At 38.5% G+C, this 18,691-nt stretch carries 17 protein-coding genes and 1 pseudogene; 3 read left to right on the top strand and 15 right to left on the bottom strand.

The window, feature by feature from the left end; genetic code table 11:
* Positions 1 to 221: 221 nt before the first annotated feature.
* The 5 genes from murC to WYK_RS00780 all read right to left on the bottom strand — a co-directional run bounded on the left by murC (position 222) and on the right by WYK_RS00780 (position 6,791).
* Entirely contained in the window at positions 222 to 1,526 is a 1,305-nt protein-coding gene (murC, locus tag WYK_RS00805) for a UDP-N-acetylmuramate--L-alanine ligase (RefSeq protein ID WP_040372451.1), read from the bottom strand.
* Between the two features lie 307 nt (positions 1,527 to 1,833).
* The gene (locus tag WYK_RS00800; RefSeq protein WP_081704705.1) at positions 1,834 to 3,411 is read right to left on the bottom strand and encodes a DNA translocase FtsK; all 1,578 of its coding nucleotides are present in this window, start codon (positions 3,409 to 3,411) and stop codon (positions 1,834 to 1,836) included.
* Positions 3,412 to 3,566: 155 nt separating this feature from the next.
* On the bottom strand, positions 3,567 to 4,598 hold the full coding sequence (locus tag WYK_RS00795) for a hypothetical protein (protein WP_040372449.1): 1,032 nt from the start codon (positions 4,596 to 4,598) through the stop codon (positions 3,567 to 3,569).
* Between the two features lie 1,014 nt (positions 4,599 to 5,612).
* Positions 5,613 to 6,407 (bottom strand): DUF1444 domain-containing protein, encoded by a 795-nt coding sequence (locus tag WYK_RS00785; RefSeq protein ID WP_040372467.1) that lies wholly within the window; start codon positions 6,405 to 6,407, stop codon positions 5,613 to 5,615.
* Between the two features lie 72 nt (positions 6,408 to 6,479).
* On the bottom strand, positions 6,480 to 6,791 hold the full coding sequence (locus WYK_RS00780; protein ID WP_040372445.1) for a thioredoxin family protein: 312 nt from the start codon (positions 6,789 to 6,791) through the stop codon (positions 6,480 to 6,482).
* Between the two features lie 286 nt (positions 6,792 to 7,077).
* Between WYK_RS00780 and WYK_RS00775 the strand changes: the two genes are divergently transcribed.
* Positions 7,078 to 9,093 (top strand): methyl-accepting chemotaxis protein, encoded by a 2,016-nt coding sequence (locus WYK_RS00775; RefSeq protein ID WP_040372443.1) that lies wholly within the window; start codon positions 7,078 to 7,080, stop codon positions 9,091 to 9,093.
* A 57-nt stretch (positions 9,094 to 9,150) separates the two neighbouring features.
* On the opposite strand, the gene WYK_RS00770 is transcribed toward WYK_RS00775, so the two are convergent.
* The 3 genes and pseudogenes from WYK_RS00770 to WYK_RS00760 form a co-directional block, all read right to left on the bottom strand.
* Complete coding sequence (locus WYK_RS00770; RefSeq protein WP_051387243.1) at positions 9,151 to 9,492, bottom strand: hypothetical protein; 342 nt, start codon at positions 9,490 to 9,492, stop codon at positions 9,151 to 9,153.
* 242 nt (positions 9,493 to 9,734) lie between these two features.
* Positions 9,735 to 10,244, bottom strand: coding sequence for a DUF84 family protein (locus tag WYK_RS00765; RefSeq protein ID WP_040372441.1), 510 nt, complete (start codon positions 10,242 to 10,244; stop codon positions 9,735 to 9,737).
* A gap of 84 nt (positions 10,245 to 10,328) precedes the next feature.
* Positions 10,329 to 11,401, bottom strand: a pseudogene (locus tag WYK_RS00760) (M42 family metallopeptidase).
* Between the two features lie 214 nt (positions 11,402 to 11,615).
* Between WYK_RS00760 and WYK_RS00755 the strand changes: the two are divergent.
* On the top strand, positions 11,616 to 11,927 hold the full coding sequence (locus WYK_RS00755; RefSeq protein ID WP_040372439.1) for a peptidase M4: 312 nt from the start codon (positions 11,616 to 11,618) through the stop codon (positions 11,925 to 11,927).
* Between the two features lie 115 nt (positions 11,928 to 12,042).
* On the opposite strand, the gene WYK_RS00750 is transcribed toward WYK_RS00755, so the two are convergent.
* Positions 12,043 to 12,888, bottom strand: coding sequence for a YtnP family quorum-quenching lactonase (locus tag WYK_RS00750; protein ID WP_040372437.1), 846 nt, complete (start codon positions 12,886 to 12,888; stop codon positions 12,043 to 12,045).
* Between the two features lie 103 nt (positions 12,889 to 12,991).
* A complete protein-coding gene (gene trmB, locus WYK_RS00745) occupies positions 12,992 to 13,630 on the bottom strand; it encodes a tRNA (guanosine(46)-N7)-methyltransferase TrmB (RefSeq protein ID WP_040372435.1) in 639 nt (212 codons plus the stop codon).
* A 170-nt stretch (positions 13,631 to 13,800) separates the two neighbouring features.
* Between trmB and WYK_RS00740 the strand changes: the two genes are divergently transcribed.
* Positions 13,801 to 14,079 (top strand): YtzH-like family protein, encoded by a 279-nt coding sequence (locus WYK_RS00740; RefSeq protein WP_040372434.1) that lies wholly within the window; start codon positions 13,801 to 13,803, stop codon positions 14,077 to 14,079.
* On the opposite strand, the gene WYK_RS00735 is transcribed toward WYK_RS00740, so the two are convergent.
* The 5 genes from WYK_RS00735 to dat all read right to left on the bottom strand — a co-directional run bounded on the left by WYK_RS00735 (position 14,080) and on the right by dat (position 18,676).
* Positions 14,080 to 14,859 (bottom strand): phosphotransferase family protein, encoded by a 780-nt coding sequence (locus tag WYK_RS00735; RefSeq protein WP_040372433.1) that lies wholly within the window; start codon positions 14,857 to 14,859, stop codon positions 14,080 to 14,082. It lies immediately after the preceding gene.
* 306 nt (positions 14,860 to 15,165) lie between these two features.
* The gene (locus WYK_RS00730) at positions 15,166 to 16,131 is read right to left on the bottom strand and encodes a diacylglycerol/lipid kinase family protein (RefSeq protein ID WP_051387242.1); all 966 of its coding nucleotides are present in this window, start codon (positions 16,129 to 16,131) and stop codon (positions 15,166 to 15,168) included.
* Positions 16,115 to 17,101: a hypothetical protein gene (locus WYK_RS00725; protein WP_040372432.1), complete on the bottom strand. Its 987-nt coding sequence runs from the start codon at positions 17,099 to 17,101 to the stop codon at positions 16,115 to 16,117. The genes WYK_RS00730 and WYK_RS00725 overlap by 17 nt, the downstream gene beginning before the upstream one ends.
* A 27-nt stretch (positions 17,102 to 17,128) precedes the next feature.
* A complete protein-coding gene (thpR, locus tag WYK_RS00720; RefSeq protein WP_040372431.1) occupies positions 17,129 to 17,698 on the bottom strand; it encodes an RNA 2',3'-cyclic phosphodiesterase in 570 nt (189 codons plus the stop codon).
* Between the two features lie 114 nt (positions 17,699 to 17,812).
* The gene (gene dat, locus WYK_RS00715) at positions 17,813 to 18,676 is read right to left on the bottom strand and encodes a D-amino-acid transaminase (protein WP_040372429.1); all 864 of its coding nucleotides are present in this window, start codon (positions 18,674 to 18,676) and stop codon (positions 17,813 to 17,815) included.
* Positions 18,677 to 18,691: the final 15 nt, after the last annotated feature.

Here is an 18,691-nt window from a genome sequence, read left to right as displayed (position 1 = left end):
TTTTTGTACACTTAATTTTATGCAAATGGGTGATCCTGCACTTCGGATAGCTTGACGCTGACCCTAGGGGATTTCCAATATAAATAAATTTGCTTCGTCAGCACTTATTCCCATCTGAGCACTAACTTCATCTACAAAATACCCCTTTGGGTATCTCAGTTTTAGGCTTTTATGAAACAAATAAACCGAGCACGGATTTTTTCCGGCTCGGCAGTTTCTTCTTAATTAAGTTCAATTTGCTGCTCGTAAGCAACTTGGAATTTCTGAATATCTCCAGCTCCCATAAACAGAATAATGCCTGTTTCGTACTGCTTAAGAACGGACATATTATCTTCTGTTATAAGTTCAGACCCTGGAATTTTCTTTAGTAAATCTTGAATCGAGAGTTTCCCTTGGTTCTCACGTGCTGAACCAAAGATTTCACATAGATAAACCTTGTCTGCAAGATTTAATGCTTCTGCAAAGTCATCAAGGAACGCTTGAGTTCTTGAATAAGTATGAGGTTGGAAGACAGCTACCACTTCACGTTCCGGGTACTTTTGTCTTACTGAATCAACAGTTGCCTTAATTTCAGTTGGATGATGCGCGTAATCATCAATGATAACTTGAGATCCTGCTATCTTTTCTGAGAAACGACGTTTTACTCCACCAAATGTTGCTAAATGCTCCTTCACTGCTTCAGTATCTAAATTTTCATATTGACAGAGCGCAATGACAGCAAGAGCATTAAGAACACTATGCTTTCCAAATGTCGGAATCGTAAATGTTTCATAATACGTATTACGAACATTTACATCAAACGTTGTTCCTTGTTCGGAAATAGAAATATTTCTTGCTTGGAAATCATTTTCTTCAGCAAAGCCATAAAAAATAACGGGTACCTTCGCTTGAATCCCTTGTAAGTGTTCATCATCACCACAAGCAATGATTCCTTTGTTAACTTGAAGAGCCATCTGCTGGAATGCATCAACCACATCTTCAATATTTGCAAAGTAATCGGGGTGATCAAAATCAATATTGGTCATGATTGCATAATCCGGAGAGTATGAAAGGAAATGTCTGCGATATTCACATGCTTCGAATACAAAGTATGCAGAATCAACGATTCCTTTTCCAGTACCATCTCCAATTAAATAAGATGTTGGTTCTGCTCCACCCATTACATGGGCGAGTAATCCAGTTGTTGACGTTTTGCCATGTGCACCTGTCACAGCTACACTTGTATAACGCTTCATGAAATCACCAAGGAAACGGTGATATCTAATAACTGGCAACCCTAATTCCATTGCTCGGACTATTTCGGGATGTGTATCTGGAAATGCATTTCCAGCGATTACAGTCATGTCCGACTGAATATTCTCTTCCGCGAAAGGAAGAATTTGGATACCTGATTTTTCTAATGCTAGCTGCGTAAAGAATCTCTTTTCATAGTCGGATCCTTGAACCTGATAACCAAGATCATGCAGCACTTGGGCAAGCGCACTCATGCCTGAACCTTTGATACCAACAAAATGGTAAACGGTCATATATAGAACCTCCAACAATCGTCTATCTGTATGACAGTATATGACGTTATCTTTTATTTGCCTTTAACGAGGAAAAGTAAAAGTCCTGACCTGCGTCTGACGATACTGTCAGATTTCAATTTGGACTACCGTATCTCCTGATTAAACACACTTTTTTAATATAAATGGATACTACTTAAATTCAGTCAACGAAAATAATTATAGCACTTTTTCATCAAATCAACCATCTTAGAAAGATTTCATTCGCTTACTCGATCTTTGTACCTAGACGCAACTATTTTAACGGCTAAAAATTAGTTATTAAGGATTACTTCACAAGACTCTTGTCCTGAAGAAATTCTAATTCTTCTTCTGTGATTAATACATCTCTTGGCTTGCTTCCTCTAGATTCTGAGACAATTCCTTGACGCTCCATCATCTCAATTAACCGTGCCGCTCGATTATAGCCGACATGGAATCGTCTTTGCAGACTTGAAGCAGAGGCCGCACTCTGGGCTATGACAAATTCGCATGCCTCAAAAAACAAATCATCACTTTCCTCTGTCGCCTGAACTTTGTTGAGTAAATCTTCTTGTTCAAATAAATAATTTGGCTGTTGTTCATTTCTTACATGTTGTACAACAGAGTCAATTTCATCATCATTCACAAATGTTCCTTGAAGGCGTACCGTTTTTGATGAACCATTCTCAGCAAATAGCATATCCCCTTTGCCTAATAGTTTTTCAGCTCCACCACTGTCAATAATTGTCCGAGAATCTACCTGAGATGAAACCGAAAAAGCAATTCTAGTTGGAATATTAGCCTTTATCAAACCGGTAATAACATCCACAGAAGGGCGCTGTGTGGCGACAATCAAATGGATTCCGCATGCCCTGGCCTTTTGGGCTATCCGGCAAATGGCTTCTTCTACATCAGCAGGAGAAACCATCATTAAATCAGCTAATTCATCAATTATGATTAAAATATAAGGTAGTTTATTTGCATATTGTCCGGCTGCTTCCGCATTTTGATTATAGCGGCCAATATCACGAGCACCAGCGTGAACAAATAATTCATACCGGCGTTCCATTTCATCGACAGCCCATTTAAGTGCAGCTGTCGCGGCCTTTACATCTGTAATAACAGGACTGACTAGATGAGGAATTCGGTTATACGGAGCCAATTCCACCATTTTAGGGTCAATCAGCAATAATTTAAGTTCCTGAGGAGTTGCTTTATATAATAGGCTTACGAGCATTGAATTGATGCAAACACTTTTCCCTGATCCCGTTGCACCCGCAATAAGACCATGTGGCATCTTTTTCAAGTCGGTAACCACCGGCTGCCCCGAAATATCCAGGCCTAAAGCCACTGTTAATGGCGAGTCATTGGATGTAAATGGATCGCTTTCCAGCACTTCACGTAAAAACACTGGTTTACTCTTTCGATTTGGAATCTCTATACCAATCGTATGTTTCCCGGGAATGGGAGCTTCCATTCTTAAATCTTCTGCTGCAAGACTAAGCTTGATATCATCCATTAAATTAGTGACCTTATTGACTTTAACCCCTGGCTCTGGCTGTACCTCAAAGCGTGTAACGGCTGGTCCCTGTGTAACATTTACCACGCGGGCACGCACATTAAAATTCTTGAGCGTACCATCTAAAATGGCTTTCTGCTCCTCGACCCACATTTGATCATTTTCTGGAGGGGCTGCGGGTGTTAATAAATCACCACTGGGGAAAACATAGTATGGATTCTCCGTTTCCAGTTGTACCTCTGTTTGAATAATTGTAGACGATTCAAGCTGCTGATCACTTTCGTTCACATCATTGAGACTCACCATCGTAGGAATCGCTGTTATTTCTTCTTGATTATTCTCTATGATTGCAGCTGTTTCCGTCATTTCATTTTCAGGTTCTTCATCTTCGTCCGTACTTATCGTAGTTAATGCTTCTATGGACGATACTTCCTCAACACTGCTTACCGCTTCTTCCTCAGAAACAATATAAGTAGTATGGTTAGTCTCTACTTCTTCCTCTGGTTTAACCGTTTCTTCAGTTAGAAGACTTTTTTTTGAGCGTTGGGCATAAATGATGAGATCTTTTCTTTATCATTCTTCAACATCATTACGTTAAAAGGAATATGCTTTTTTACCGTTTTAGTCACATCCCCCTCAATTTGAGGTGCCTCAATGTCAACTTCTTCTTTATCATTCATTTCAGCTGATTCTTCTGTTTGGATTTCACTTTCTTCTATTCCGAAAGATACCGGCTCCATTTCTTCGACGGCTTCTTCTTTTAGAACAACCTCAATTGGCTCAGGTTTGTTACCCGTTTCTTGATAATAGGCCGGCTCTAAAATACCTGCTGCTACTTCTGCATCGGCGCTTTCCCTTAATTCTAAACGTTCAATCAGTTCTTCCTTTTCCTGCTCGTTAGGCTCGGTGCTGAATTCAGACTCTATTAAACTATCTTCCTTACGATAGATAGCTGGTATATCCAGCGGTAGTGAATCCGGTAATGGAATAGCCGATTTAACAGTTTTCAATTCATATTCAATGATTTCTTCTGTGTGACTGACAATTTTACTCGGCCGCTGAAAACCATAAACAGCAGAAGGAATTTCTGTTGGACGAAAAGGTTTTTTCGATGGCATAATTTTATTTGTTGCTTCTTCTTTTTTAGTATTGATTTTGGCGGCAGCTGGCTTATTGTCATTACTCTTCTTCCCCGAAGCACGCCGCTCTGTTTTCCCTGGTTTTACAGGTTCTTTCGTTCGCACCCGCCTAGGTCTTGATTCTTTCTCTGCATGATCAGGGATAACAGGAAATTTAAATTGTCCTTTAGGATATTGAAATAAAATTTTGGTATCTGGATCTCTGCTCATGTTCTGTGCTTGTAATGACTGCTGCTCCTTCTTTTTCTTTTCCTTTTCTTGCTCTAATCGCCAATTCTGTGCTGATTTATGCTTGGAGAAATCTAAATCTACTAGTTCTTTTGGTTCAAGTGGCTCATCTATAATAATCTCTTCAATTTCAATAATTTCCTCTTCCGTTTGAAACCATTTTTTAAACGTATTTAACCATTTCAATACAATCACTCTTTCCGCTTACATGTAGTCAATGTTCATTCTAACAGGATTCCAGAAAATTTGGAGTAAATATCCGTGATTAGGAAAAATAAAGAAAAACTAATTTTAAATAAGTCCTCTTCTATAGAACCCTCTTTATTTACTTTTTAAACATTAAATTTTATATCAACATAGTTTTTATCGGTTAACACGACAAACATTAAAGTTTCACCACCCTATCATCATAATCCTTTCTGCTCTAAATCTATATTAATAAAATATTTTATTTGCATTACAAGTAGTTTCAGCTATTACACTCGGTCATAAAAACAAAAATCAGTCTATAATAGGTAAGTAAAAACGCTCAAAATATCTGAGGTTTTTACTTACCTTTTCTTTTCAAACACTCATTAAATCATTTTCTAAAATAGTTATAAGTCATAGAGAAATGTACGTTCGTCTTCTTCATTTTCTTTTTAGCAGGATGTACTAAGGTAACAACTTCATAAAATGAAATTCAGGATGCAGCTACTCCTAAAGTTTTATCTAGTCGAAGAACTGGGAGATAGCTTAGAAACTTAATTGGGGGCGATTGGTTTAGAAGTGTCCAGCAGAAAGTAGCCATAAACGAGATAATTGGAATAGTAACAGGGATGAAACAGAAAGGGCTGCCAAATAGCAGCCCTTTCAGACTGTAGACAAACTCAGGTGAGATCTTTAAAATCGAGATGTTGATTTCCATTCCAGGCGCTTCGCTTTCCGCGGGCGGGGGCGGTGAGCCTCCTCGTCGCTTACGCTCCTGCGGGGTCTCACCTGTCCCGCTGTTCCCGCAGGAGTCTTCACGCCAACACTCCCATCAACTGACTTTCTAAACTTAAAAGTAAAAGGCCTATTTATAAATAGATATAGAATTTTGAGGTGATAAGGTTTTCGAAAACCATCTTGAAATGGTAACGCAAAAGAGGTTCGGAATGAAACCATTCCGAACCTCTTTTCTACAAACAGAAAGGGCTGCCAAATGGCAGCCCTTTACTTTTAACGCTTTTTGTTTTTTCCAAGAATAAAAACAGGTTCAAGCTCACCGTCTTCATAAAGAAACGATAAGGCGGTTATCGGCACATGACCACTCGTGAAAAAACTCATAGCCATTTGCGCGAGAACATCATACCCCGTTTCATTTTCGATATCACAAATGATAATAACGTCCTGATGAGGAATGGCTACTGCCATCGTTCCCTTCATCGAGGACTTCATTTCTTTTAACCACGCTTCGTTAACAATCCTGCTCGCATCGTAACCATCATTTGTATTGAGAAAATAAAATGTATTTCCTGCTACAGTATCTGCCTTCACAGGAGTTGGTAATGAGCGGACATTGAAACGAGCTATTTCCCGGATTCGATCCGGATTCCAACCTTCCTGTTCGAGCATGGCATGATCGATTAAACGATACGTCTTTCCTAAATCTAGTGCATAGTAAATGCGCGTTTCTGCCGTATGATCATCAAACAAAAATTTGTTCCCATTTTCCGATTCATCAGGAAATGACGTTGACCGGACGACGGGGAATATTTGTTTTTCTTTTCCCTGAAGTGAATGTTGTTCTCCCATAACTTTTAAGGCTTCTTCTACATAATAAACCACTTCGTCAATGGCCTTATCCTGAACATTTTCCCAATTAGCCACGATTTTCGAAATTTCTACCGTAATTCCTTTTGTTGTATCTGTATTTTCAATCCGCAAGGTATCCTGCTTACTATCATATTGAAAACTACGCTTGCTCTGGTCTAAGCGCTCTTTTAACGCCTTGACCATTTTCTTGCTATCCATTTTCATAATTTCAATTTCCTCCTGCTATTCTCTCTATAAGATAATCCTTTCCAATATACCGAAAGTGAAGTCTTATAATGATTCAATAAATGTTTCAATTTCCTCTTTTGTTTTCCGGTCCTTACTGACAAATCGACCAGTTTCTTTTCCTTGATCATAAGCTAGAAAACTTGGGATCCCATATATATCATTCTGTGCACAAATATCAATAAATTCGTCACGGTCTACATAGATAAACGTGATTTCGGGATACTTCTCTTCAATCTCTGGAAGAAATGGCTCAATTATACGACAATCTGGACACCATCCAGCGGAAAATAAAAATACATATTTCCCTTCCTTTTTCATTTCCTCAAATTGCTCAACCGATTCTAAATGCTTCATTTATAATTCCTCCTGCTATTTATTATCAACGAAAGTTATGTACCTTGATAATACCAAACAAATGTTAGGACAACCAATAATACGCAATCTGTCGAGAGAAAAAGCAAGGCAAAAACATGACCATTGATCTACTTAAATTTGGTGCACTGGTCAAAATTGACAAAAAACTATTGTTATACTGGTAAATTATATTTATAATATAGTAATTATTTAGTATTTTAACAATTTTCAACCATATCTATATTTTGCTCCTTCCGTACGTAACCTACTAGAAAGAGAGGACGAAATGAAAACAATACGAGCAAAGATTAGTATTATTCTTTATATGACCTTAGCAGGAGTCATTGCATTAATTGCTTTTAACCTATATTCATCCACCATGCAAAAGAATGTACGCAATGAAGAAGCTATCTTAAATACTGCTGTCTCTCAAATAAAAGACGTTAAATACAACATGGCCACAACTCGTAAGTTTGAGCGTCAATATTTAAGAAATCCGCAAAAGACCAGTGCAAAGTTGGTAGAAAATAATATTAACGGCGTACAAAAACAAACAGCTGAGTTAAAGAATGAATACAGTGAATATCCTGAGATTGCTGCTAACTTTGAAAAAATTGAAAAGAGTGTGATCGATTATTCAACGAATTTCAAGAAGCTGGCCGCTTTATACGTTGAAATGGGTTACTCCCTTAACGAAGGTCTAAATAACGAAATAAATCAATCAGGCAGTAACGTGTCACAATTATTAAATCAAGCAGGTAATCAAACCCTGTTTGATGAATTCTTCATCCTGAGGCTCTTGGAAAATCAATATTTACTTACGAAAGAACAAGAACCATATAGTGACTACAGCAATCGTTTATCTACATTCATTAAACTCTTGGAAGAATCAGCTCTAACTGATTCACAAAAAGCAGAAATCGTAACAGAAATGGATACCTATCAAAAAGTCCTAAGTTCAATTGTTTCAGCCTACTTAAAGACAACCAGTATGAATCTCTCTTTCGATAAGCTTGGTAAATCTGTCGAAGCAGCCGCTGTTGATCTAGAAAAAATGGCCAGCCAAGAACAGGAAGCCTTAAATCTAACACAACAAAAGAAAATTCAACAACTAACCTATTCATTAATTGGGATTAGTCTCTTAATTATTATTATTTTATTTTTAGTAGGAACTTTTCTGTTAAAAACGATTAATTCATCGATTACCGCCTTAAAATCAGGTGCTGAAAAAATCGGCAGCGGTGACTTGACGCATCGTGTTTCTATGAAGCACAAAGATGAAATGGTCGCTGTAGCTGACACCTTTAATGTCATGGCCGATCGAGTAAAAGAATCATTACTTGAAGTCCGTAATTCGGCTGAAAAGTTAAGCTCATCCTCTCAGCATCTTGCAGCCATTTCTGAGGAAACATCTGCTCAATCTATACAAGTTAATATAGCTGTCAAGCAAGTGGCAGTGGGAGCTAGTCAACAGACCTCAGAACTCGAAGAAAGCAACGGTATTATGAAGAATGTATCTAATTCCATCCTCGGTACGGAAAAACTTAGTAAAGAAATACAAGTTGAAGCACAGCAAACCGTAATTGAGGGGCAAGAAGGATTAAAAACCGTAGAAAGTCTTCATAATACTTCAGAACAATTTCTCGAATTAGCAACTCATTTGACCCGACAAGTTCAAAGTGCATCTGAAAAGTCACATGCAATTGCAAGTATTGTTGGAACCATCCAAGAAATTGCTGAGAATACAGATTTACTCGCCTTAAATGCAGCGATTGAATCAGCTAGAGCGGGGGACGCCGGTCGAGGGTTCAGTGTCGTCGCTAAGGAAGTTCGAAAGCTGGCTGAGCGGTCAAAATTCGAAGCACAGACCATCCAAAATCTAGTGCAAACTATGAATGATCAAATGGAAAAATTAATGATTGAAGCTAAGAAATTCAATGAATATAAAAATGTACAGAGTACTTCCGTAATCGTGACAAAAAATGCTTTTGAAAACATCGTCAATCATGTCAACCGAATCAGCTCCAAAATTTCAAATGTACAGCTTTCTGTCAAAGAAGTTCAGGATTACAATAATGTCCTTGCACATAAGCTAGGTGAAATCTATTCCATTTCTGAACAATCTGCAGGTTCTTCACAAGAAGTTAGTGCGTCGAGTGAGAGTCAGCTTCTTGCTATTAACCAGGTCAGTGAGGCTGCATCTGAGTTAAGTTATATCGCAGGAGACCTCCAAAATGTTGTTTCACAATTCGAGCTTGAAAAGACAGATATAACATTTGAGGAACCAACAGTAACTAAATAAAGTAAAAACCTGAATAAAGTAAAAACCTGAAGTTCCAATTTGGAATTTCAGGTTTTTTTACTTTTCCTGTGTAATAGAGTCCACAATGGCCATCATTTGGGCAGCTTCATCAGACAGCTTCTTTTCATTCGTTTCTGTCGTTAATTTAACTCCCCCAACTCCAACCGATACCTCGTATTTTTTCTCATCTAAATCTCTAATCGATATAAAACCAAAGCTCTCTTGATCTTCAAAGTGTGCAAGATCGATATCCTTATCGTTCAACTGCTTTACAGTATCATATAACGTTCGACTCTTTCGATTTTCATGTGGATTCACAAATAAGATATATGGATTCCCGCTTTTTTCTAATATAAAATTATTTTCACTCTCTTCCGCTACAATAAAGTCGTCTGGCAAATATAGTTCTATAGTTTTTGTTTGATAGTCAGGCTTTAGTGAAGCATCAAAAAAAACGATTCAGCCGCTTCTTTTGCTTTACTTGAATGGTTTTCATCAGTACAGCCAGTTGTTACGCAGGCAGCAACACATAAGATACGTATTGATTTCGGAATAATCATTCATCATCCCACATTCTTAATCATTTACTGGCAGGTAAACCATCTATCCAGTACTTTAAAAATGCCCCAATCTCCATTTTCTTATACGTTACGTTCGTTATATTCATACTGTCCAGCAAGCATCCGAACAATATGCTGGAACATCTCGGCCCTTGTGACACGATTATTCGTAAATATCCCTATTGCGCCTTCTTTTTTTCGGATATTATTACTTTGAGTAAAATCATCCATTACAGGTCCCAATTCTTCCCCAGCTCGCAGTCGATTTGCGATACTATCAGGAAGCAAGACTCGTGCCCCGCCAGCAATGAACACTTCATTCTTCCTCGTCACTAACGCACCCCAGTTACAGACAAACATGCCATGCTTTGTATCCACAACGCCGCCTTCAAGGCCGATAGAAAGTTCAGCATCACTTTCATTCAGACAATTCTTAGCTCGGTTAACAGCACCCTCTATTGTCTCTTCATCCGAGAAAGGCTGTTCAGATACCCCAGAATCAACCTTCATGGTCACTAGTTCATCCTGGTTAAAAATAGTCCGTACAGCTTCTACCTTTGCAGGGTTAAAACTTCCCACTGCCATTTTCATTTTCTTTCACTCCATTCAAAAAACCAGCAATGATCTACGAGGTAAACAAGCTTCGCCTGTTTACCTAATCATTGCCGGTTTGTATCATCCGTTATTTCTAATACTTTCTACTGTTGAACGATCACAAGCCCTAACTAATTTGCCGATTAACTCACGAGCAGCTGCATAATCATCAATATGAATAATTGAGGCATGTGTATGAATGTATCTCGAACAAATACCAATTACACCACTTGGAATTCCATCATTAGCAATATGTACCTTTCCAGCATCTGTGCCGCCTTGAGAAACAAAATACTGATAGGGGATGTCATTTGTTTCAGCTGTATCTAGGATGAACTCTCTCATCCCCTTATGTGTAACCATTGAGCGGTCAAGAATGCGTAGTAAAGCACCCTTACCAAGCTGTCCAAATTCATTCTTATTTCCTGAAGCATCATTTGCCGGACTTGCATCTAACGCAAAGAACAGATCAGGTTTAATCATAAAAGCAGCCGTTTGTGCGCCTCTTAAGCCCACTTCTTCTTGCACTGTGGCACCTGAGAAAAGTGTATTAGGGAGTTTTTCATCTTTAAGGTCTTTGAGTAATTCGATTGCCAACCCACACCCATAGCGATTATCCCAAGCTTTAGCCATAATTTTTTTGGATTAGCCATTGGAGTAAATGGACAGATAGGGACGATCGCTTGCCCCGGTCTAATTCCAATCCTTTTTGCATCTTCGGCGCTGTCTGCACCAATATCAATTAACATATTTTTTTGATCCATTGGCTTAGAACGCTGTGATTCTTCAAGTAAATGTGGAGGTACAGAACCAATTACCCCAATAACAGGGCCATTATCAGTTATAATCTCAACCCTTTGGGCTAATAAGACCTGACTCCACCAGCCGCCAATCGTTTGAAAACGGAGCATTCCATTATCCGTAATCGATGTTACCATAAACCCTACTTCGTCCATATGGCCGGCCACCATAATTCTAGGTCCATCTTCGTCCCCTTTTTTCACGCCAAACAAACTGCCTAATCCGTCCTGAATCAATTCATCAGAATATTTTTCAAGCTCAGTTCGCATGAATTTACGGACATAGTGTTCATTTCCCGCAATGCCCGGCAGCTCTGTTAACGTCTTAAACAGCGATAAAGTCTCTTGATCCATTTTTTATAACCCCTAATCTTTTACATTATTTATGTACAAACCTATATTTGTTAGATTCTTATATTTGAATGATGTTATTATACCATTTGCTTGTTAAATATTGTTATGTTTTTGGTTTGATTAAACATGCACCGTCCAATTATTGGGCTTTGTCCGTTTTTTTTGTATACTAGAACAAGAGACCAAAAAGTAATCAAGCAGGAGGGGAACATTTATGAATTATAAAAATTTATTATTAGGTGCTGCCGCTGGATTTGCAGCAGGATATGCAGCTAAGCAAGCTCTTGAACAAAACTGTGGACCATCACCAGAAAAAGTATTAGCTTCAGTAAAAGAATCTGTTAAAAAAGATGGTAAAATATATGGTTCATGGATTGTTATGAAGCCAGAAAATTATCAAAAAAATGATTTAGACTATCAAGTCTTTAAAGGCGGAATTACACGTTATACCGACGGACTCCTTGAACAGTTTGATTTTGCTGCTGATGCATCAACGGGCACCATCATTGATCTAACACAAAAATAACCAATAGAATGGGGCAGACTACTCTTAGTCTGCCCCTTTTCAGTTTATAATAAGTAACTCAGCACGACACTGGTACTCCGCGGAATACCACTTAAAACGTTTCTCCCCAAATCAATCAGCGGATTCTCTTCACTTCATCAATCACTTGTTTACCTGTCAGATCCCATTTTATTGCCCGGTAATAGGCATCGTGATAAAAACTGTACCAGACTTGTTTCTCTAATCCCGTCTTCATCCACTTTTGTTTTTGGTAGACTGAATCCATTGGATAATCATCATAGGCAAGAACCCAAAGAACATTGGAATGAGCATGAGTAGGCATGATATCGCCCATATGGAGTAAGGTTTCATCACCATCTTCAATAATAACGATGGAATGACCGTTACTATGTCCTCCTGTATGGACCATCTTAATCCCTTTCGTAATTTCAATTTCCTTTTCAAAAGTTTTCATCTGACTAGAGACAGCTTCCCAATTTTCTCTCCAGTACGTATTTTTTGAACGGATATTCGGGTCCCTCATTTCATTCCATTCAATCTGCGAAGTTATAATGGCTGCCTGTTTAAAAACCGACACCCATTGATTATCCTTTAACTCCGTTAGTCCGCATGCATGGTCAAAATGAAGATGGGTCATCAACACGATATGTATGTCATCCGGAGAAAGTCCTAACGCATCTAAATCTGTTAATACAGATGATTCTTCCATAACTCCAAAGTTCCGTTTCTTCTTCTCATCAAATTTTCCATTTCCCAATCCCGACTCAAGTAAAATGTTTAAGCCATTTGCTTGAATTAACAAAGGATCGGTTCTTAATTCAATCTGATTATTTTCATTTGGCGAATATTTTTTTGCCCATAATGGCTTTGGAACAACACCAAACATTGCGCCGCCGTCTAAATAGGTTACTCCACCGTTTAGCCAGGTTAACTTAATATTACCTAATTGCAGGGTTTCCATATTCCCCCTCCTTTTATTAAATTGTATCATCAGTGACCAACTATTTAAAATTTTTAGACATTAAGTTCTTTAAAAAACGCCTGGGTAATTGCCCAGGCGTTTCTTAGCGATATTGTGCTTCTAAACGATAAATTCGATTGCCTTTTTTAGAAAACTTTTCTTCATACTCGGTCATAATGTTGCCCTCAAAAGAACTGTTATGCAAATCTAAGCTGATAAAGGTCAGTTTCATTCCATAATCAGAGATACTCAATAAAGAGGATTCAAATAAGCCTTGGTTATCCGTTTTAAAATGAATCTCACCTTTTTCCGGTAAGATGGATTCATAAATACCCAAGAATGAACTATGCGTGAGGCGTCTTTTCGCATGACGAGTTTTTGGCCAAGGATCCGAGAAGTTTAAATACACACGGTCCACTTCACCTTTTTCAAAATAATCAGCAAGATTTACCGCATCCACACTTAAAAGCTTTAGGTTTGGCACCGCCGCTTCAATTAATAAATCAAGTGCCGATACAATAACGCTTTTATATACTTCAATTCCAATAAAATTAATAGTTGGATGAGCTTTGGCCATTTCCGTAATAAAGCGGCCTTTCCCTGTTCCTACTTCAATATAAAGCGGATTATCGTTTCCAAACAATTCCCGCCATTTTCCCTTATGACTTTCCGGCTGAGCTATTGCATAGTTTGGGAACTCTCCCAAACGTTCGTCAGCCCAGGGCTTATTTCTTAAACGCATACTGACACCCCTAATTATAAGATTTCGTTCAAACCATAACATGAGAGCATGGCTTCCTGCAACACCAAAAGAAACCGCTGCTGCACGCCGCGGGTTTAGTTTAGGTATAAAACCATTCGAAACACACATCCTATTTAAAGAAGAAACATTACCCCTAAGGAGGATAAAAGATGCCCTTATCTCAACAAGATCAATTCTCTTTATTAAAGGATATTTTAACTAATCATCAAACTGATTGTTGTGGATCCGTTGCGGAATGCGAGCAAGTCGAACGACTGGTTAAATCACTAATGATCAATATGGATATTGATCAAAGCGCACTAACAATATTAGAAGAGATATACCGCTATAGCCAAACAGGGGCCGGAACTGCTGATTTAGACAGCCATATTTCCGAACACCAAGGTCAGCTTTCTGAATGGGTAGATGAAATTGACCAGTATTCTTAATTACGATTCAAGTACGTAGCCTAGTCGTTCTATAAGAGCCGCCATTTCTTCTAAACGATTCTTTGATTTATGCCATTGAATAAAGGATAGTAATTGGGAAATGGCGTGCCACTTCATTCTCATTTCTAAGCCTGCATCCAAGCTTAGTCCGTAGCGTTCCAACCAATCACTCCAATTTTCCCTTGGGACATAGGTATACAAAAGACTGCCTAAATCAATAGCCGGATCCGCAATCATTGCCCCATCCCAGTCAATCAAATAAAGCTTTCCAGCATCAGTCAGCAGCCAATTATTATGATTGATATCACAATGACATACAGCCGTTTCATTGGATTCAATTAACAAAAGGTTTTCTCGCAAAAAGGAGAACGCCTGAGAAACCTTTGGAATATTTAATATGTCCTGTTCTATGTTCGTTTCAATTTCTGTAAGTATACCTTCAGGCCTTAGAGGGGATTTCCCAAGTCTTTTCAACATGCTTAACAGCGGTTGAGACTGATGGATTTTCCGCAGAAGTTTTGCAACTGGTTCCTTATCCATTTCACCTTGCTTAAGCTCTCTGCCATTCAACCAGTGCTGAGCCGTAATGACATCCCCATTCTCCAGGCGTCTTGTCCACATTAACTTAGGAACAATCCCTTCAGCGGACAGAACAGCCAAAAATGGCGAAGAGTTACGTTTCAGGAAAAGTTTCTGTTTGTCATTTACAGCAATGAAGGCTTCTCCTGTTGCCCCTCCAGCGGGATAAACATCCCACCCCTCACCTAATATATCTTCCAAATGGTTCACCTTCAATTTCCTCACTTAATACGATCAAGCACTTTTGAATCAGCACAGAATAAACAGTCGTACTCCAAACAATCTATTATAATGAACTTGATAATTTTCCTTAAGAATAAAAAAGACAGCTATTGAGCATTTAACAATAGCTATCTTATTAAATTTTAGTTAAAAGCCTTTCTTACGTCAAGTAGTATCCGACAATCTTCTACGAAATACTACCTAATATAGGCAAAACTGAAAACAAAACCCTTTTATTTGACACCGGAAGCGTTTTATTACCTAGAATTTTCTTTTAATCGTAATCTATTTTTTTTGACAAACGTGTAAATCACGCTCTGCAACTTGAATATCAACACTTGTACTTCCAACGATTTCTCCATCAGCCTGGATTCTCACAGAATCAAGGGAGCGAATCCGTATTCTCTTCCCAGTGAACATATCCACGTGTTTAATTCGAAGATGTCCTCCCCAATAAACGGAGATAAGAACGAGGAGCAATTTAAGAGGGGAAATCGTGTGTACTGCCAGCACCTCAAACTTGCCATCACTAGTCTTTGACGCTGGCGAGATGTTTATGCCGCCGCCAAAAAAAGGTTGATTTGCCACCACAATAAACCATACCTTTTTAAAATAGAATTCATTCCCATCAATACTAATTTCCATATCGCTTCTCTTATAGGTAATCACTTTTTTAATAAATGTATAGATATAGGCAAGTTTCCCTGCCTTGAAGATATTAAACCATTTTTTTATCTTGGACTGATTCATAGCATAGATCACTTCGGCATCAATGCCTATCCCAATACTATTTACAAAATACCTCTGTTCGCCGTCAATCATAAACTGACCTAAATCAACAGCTGCATGGGAAGAATCAGCTTGTGATATAAGGTCTAGTGCTTCTTTAACATTTTTCGTCTTTTGAACACCCCTCACAAAGTCATTCCCTGATCCTGCAGGGATACTAGTAATAATCGCATGAGGGTATCCTTGAGCACCATTAATGACCTCATGAAGGGTTCCATCGCCTCCTACAGAAACAAGCAGCGTCCGAAATGTCGTTTTTTGTAGAATATCTCTAACGATAGCCTCTGCATGTCCCATATGTTCAGTATAAAAAACGGTATGCGGTATGTTTAGACTCCTTTCAATTTTCCTCCAGAGCTTTCGACTGCGTTCATTCTTGGCTGCTGGATTTACAATAAAATAAACTCTATTGATCTTTAGTCTATCTCCTTCTGGATTTATACTATTATGTTCTGTAATCATCTTCTGCTTCTCCATCTATTTCAGTTTCCCATTCTACGCGGCTGCTTGAAGTTGTTTGGCAATAATCAAGCAATGCCTGTGCGGTCTTTAATTGCTGATGCTTTAGCGGCGATCCTGCATTTCTCATTTTTTTAAACCAAGCTGGAAAGCTTCGTTTATCAACTATTTCTATATCATAAGGTGATTGTGGATAATCTATATAACCATTTCGAGATAAAACGACTTTATGTATGGGAAGCGGTGATTCATAGATTGAGCCTATCCTTTTAACAATTTTCCCCATTCTATTTACAGAAAGCATCGGATTTAATACTTTTTTATCGGAATGTAAATGATGCTTACGGAGCCAAAACCGATCACTTGAACCCATAAAGGCCGCATCATCACTATCTTCTAAGAAAGCGATACACCAGATTTCTGTAGGAGTGACAATAATCACTTCTCCTTCGACCGGAGCGTTTTTCAATAAAAAAATGGGTTTATAAAGGATCAAGCATGTATCAGGAAAACGTTGTAAAAAGAAGCGCAGCTTTTCATCGAGAAAAAAGGTCTGGTTAATATATGATTTTTCTTGAATCGTCGAACTACCCCATTTTAATTGAAAACGAATAAGTTGATTTAAATAGGTCTGTTTAAGTTCTTCTAAATTATTGGGCGTAGAGGAGAAATGTAATGAAAATTCTTTTCTTTCCATAACAGGAAGTGATTCTAGTTCAATCACCTCGGATTTCGCCTGACGGCTGAACATTTTTTTCAGCTTAGTGCCTATCCCCAGCTTACCTTCCTGCCCATTTTCTGCTTGTATTTCTTCGGGATGATTGCCGTAAAGGGTCTCAAGTTCCCCAGCTAAAAAAGCTGTCTTTAATTTTTCCCATTGCTGTTGCTTTAAACGTACAAACTGCAGGGGATAACGATAAATGTCCTGTTCATATCTTGAAATGTAATCCTGCAGTTTAATGAGCTGTCCCATTCAACTCACCCCCCTAAATTCTTTATTTTATGTATTAGATGGTAAATAAATGGTCTCTATTGATTCATAAGAAGGAGAGGCACCTAAATGTGTTTGATACAAACTAACCTTAGTTGCAGCAAAATCTGCTGTCTGTTTACTATCGGCTGTTTGCTGCAATCTCTCAAGAGAAAACTGTTCACCTGTATATTTTCTTGCTAACGTTATATGTGGTGTAAAGGGTTTTTTGTCCAGTTTAAATCCAGCTGTTATACATGCATCATAGACTTTTTGCTGAATCGTTCTCAGCCTATCGGATTCTTCTATACCTGCCCAAAGAATTCGGGGACTTTTTTTGTCTCCAAATATCCCTGTTCCAGCCAGTGTCAGGTTAAAGCTGCTTTCATTCTTCAGACTGTTTTCGACAAGGCGGACTGCCTCCTGTCTTTGAGTGTCTGAAGCATTCCCAAGAAAAGCAAGCGTAATATGATAATCATCGCGATGAAGCCACTTTTTAAAAGGAAAATCCTTTCGTAACTCCTGACATTGTAAATGGAGCTCTTCCTTAATTTCATCAGGCAAGGTAAGTGCAAAGAAGAAATGTGCAGCTGAATTCATAGATAAACAATCCTTTCTTTACCATTTCTTTTAATAGTATCACAAAGTACATCATTTCAAAAAAACGAAACAGCTCTTGCCTTAACTAGGCAAGAGCATGTTCATTCTTTACATTCAGGTAGTAGAATATACTCGACCACACTGCATTTCAATTTCTTGATGAAACAACTGCTGAAGTTTATTTGTTATTGGACCTGGTGTCCCAGCTCCGATTACTTTTCCATCAATTAATGTAATGGGTGTAATTTCAGCACTCGTGCTTGTCATAATAACCTCGTCAGCATTCATCATTTCAGAAATAGTGAAAGACTCTTCACGATAGGATATCCCATTCGTTTGACAGAGATGCAGCATGACCCTTCTCGTAATACCGTTTAATATCAGGTTAGCTGGAGGATGGGTAATTAGTACATTGTCCTTCACAATCGAGATATTAGAAGAACTTCCCTCTGTAATCGTATCACCTCGATGTTGAATGGCTTCAAAACAGCCCTTTTCCACAGCCTGTTGTTTTGCTAGGATGTTCCCAAGTAAGTTTAAGCTCTTAATATCACAACGCAGCCAGCGGATATCCTCGGTCGTAATGGCTTGTTTACCCGATTTCACTTCACCGCCGTATGGAATTACTTTGGTGTAGGCAACAAAGACCGATTGTATTTTATCCACAGGAAAAGCATGATTCCTAGGTGCTGCTCCTCGGGTGAACTGCATATAAACCGTACCATAAGTCAACTGATTTTCAGTAACAAGCTGCTGTATCAGTATTTCAAGTTCTGCTGCTGTGTACCCAACGTCTAAGGAAATCTTTTTAGCACTGTCAATTAAACGATCAAGGTGCATCTGACTTGTAAACAGTTTTCCATTATATACGCGGATTACTTCATACACACCATCACCGAATTGATATCCCCGGTCTTCTACGTCCACTTTACTAGCTGAACGATCGATGAATTCTCCATTAAAAATCAGTTTTTCCAACATCTGTTCCTCCCC

The sequence above is a fragment of the Peribacillus psychrosaccharolyticus ATCC 23296 genome (assembly GCF_000305495.1).
GTDB classification, from domain to species: domain Bacteria; phylum Bacillota; class Bacilli; order Bacillales; family DSM-1321; genus Peribacillus; species Peribacillus psychrosaccharolyticus.
This window is presented reverse-complemented; position numbering and strand designations above follow the sequence as displayed.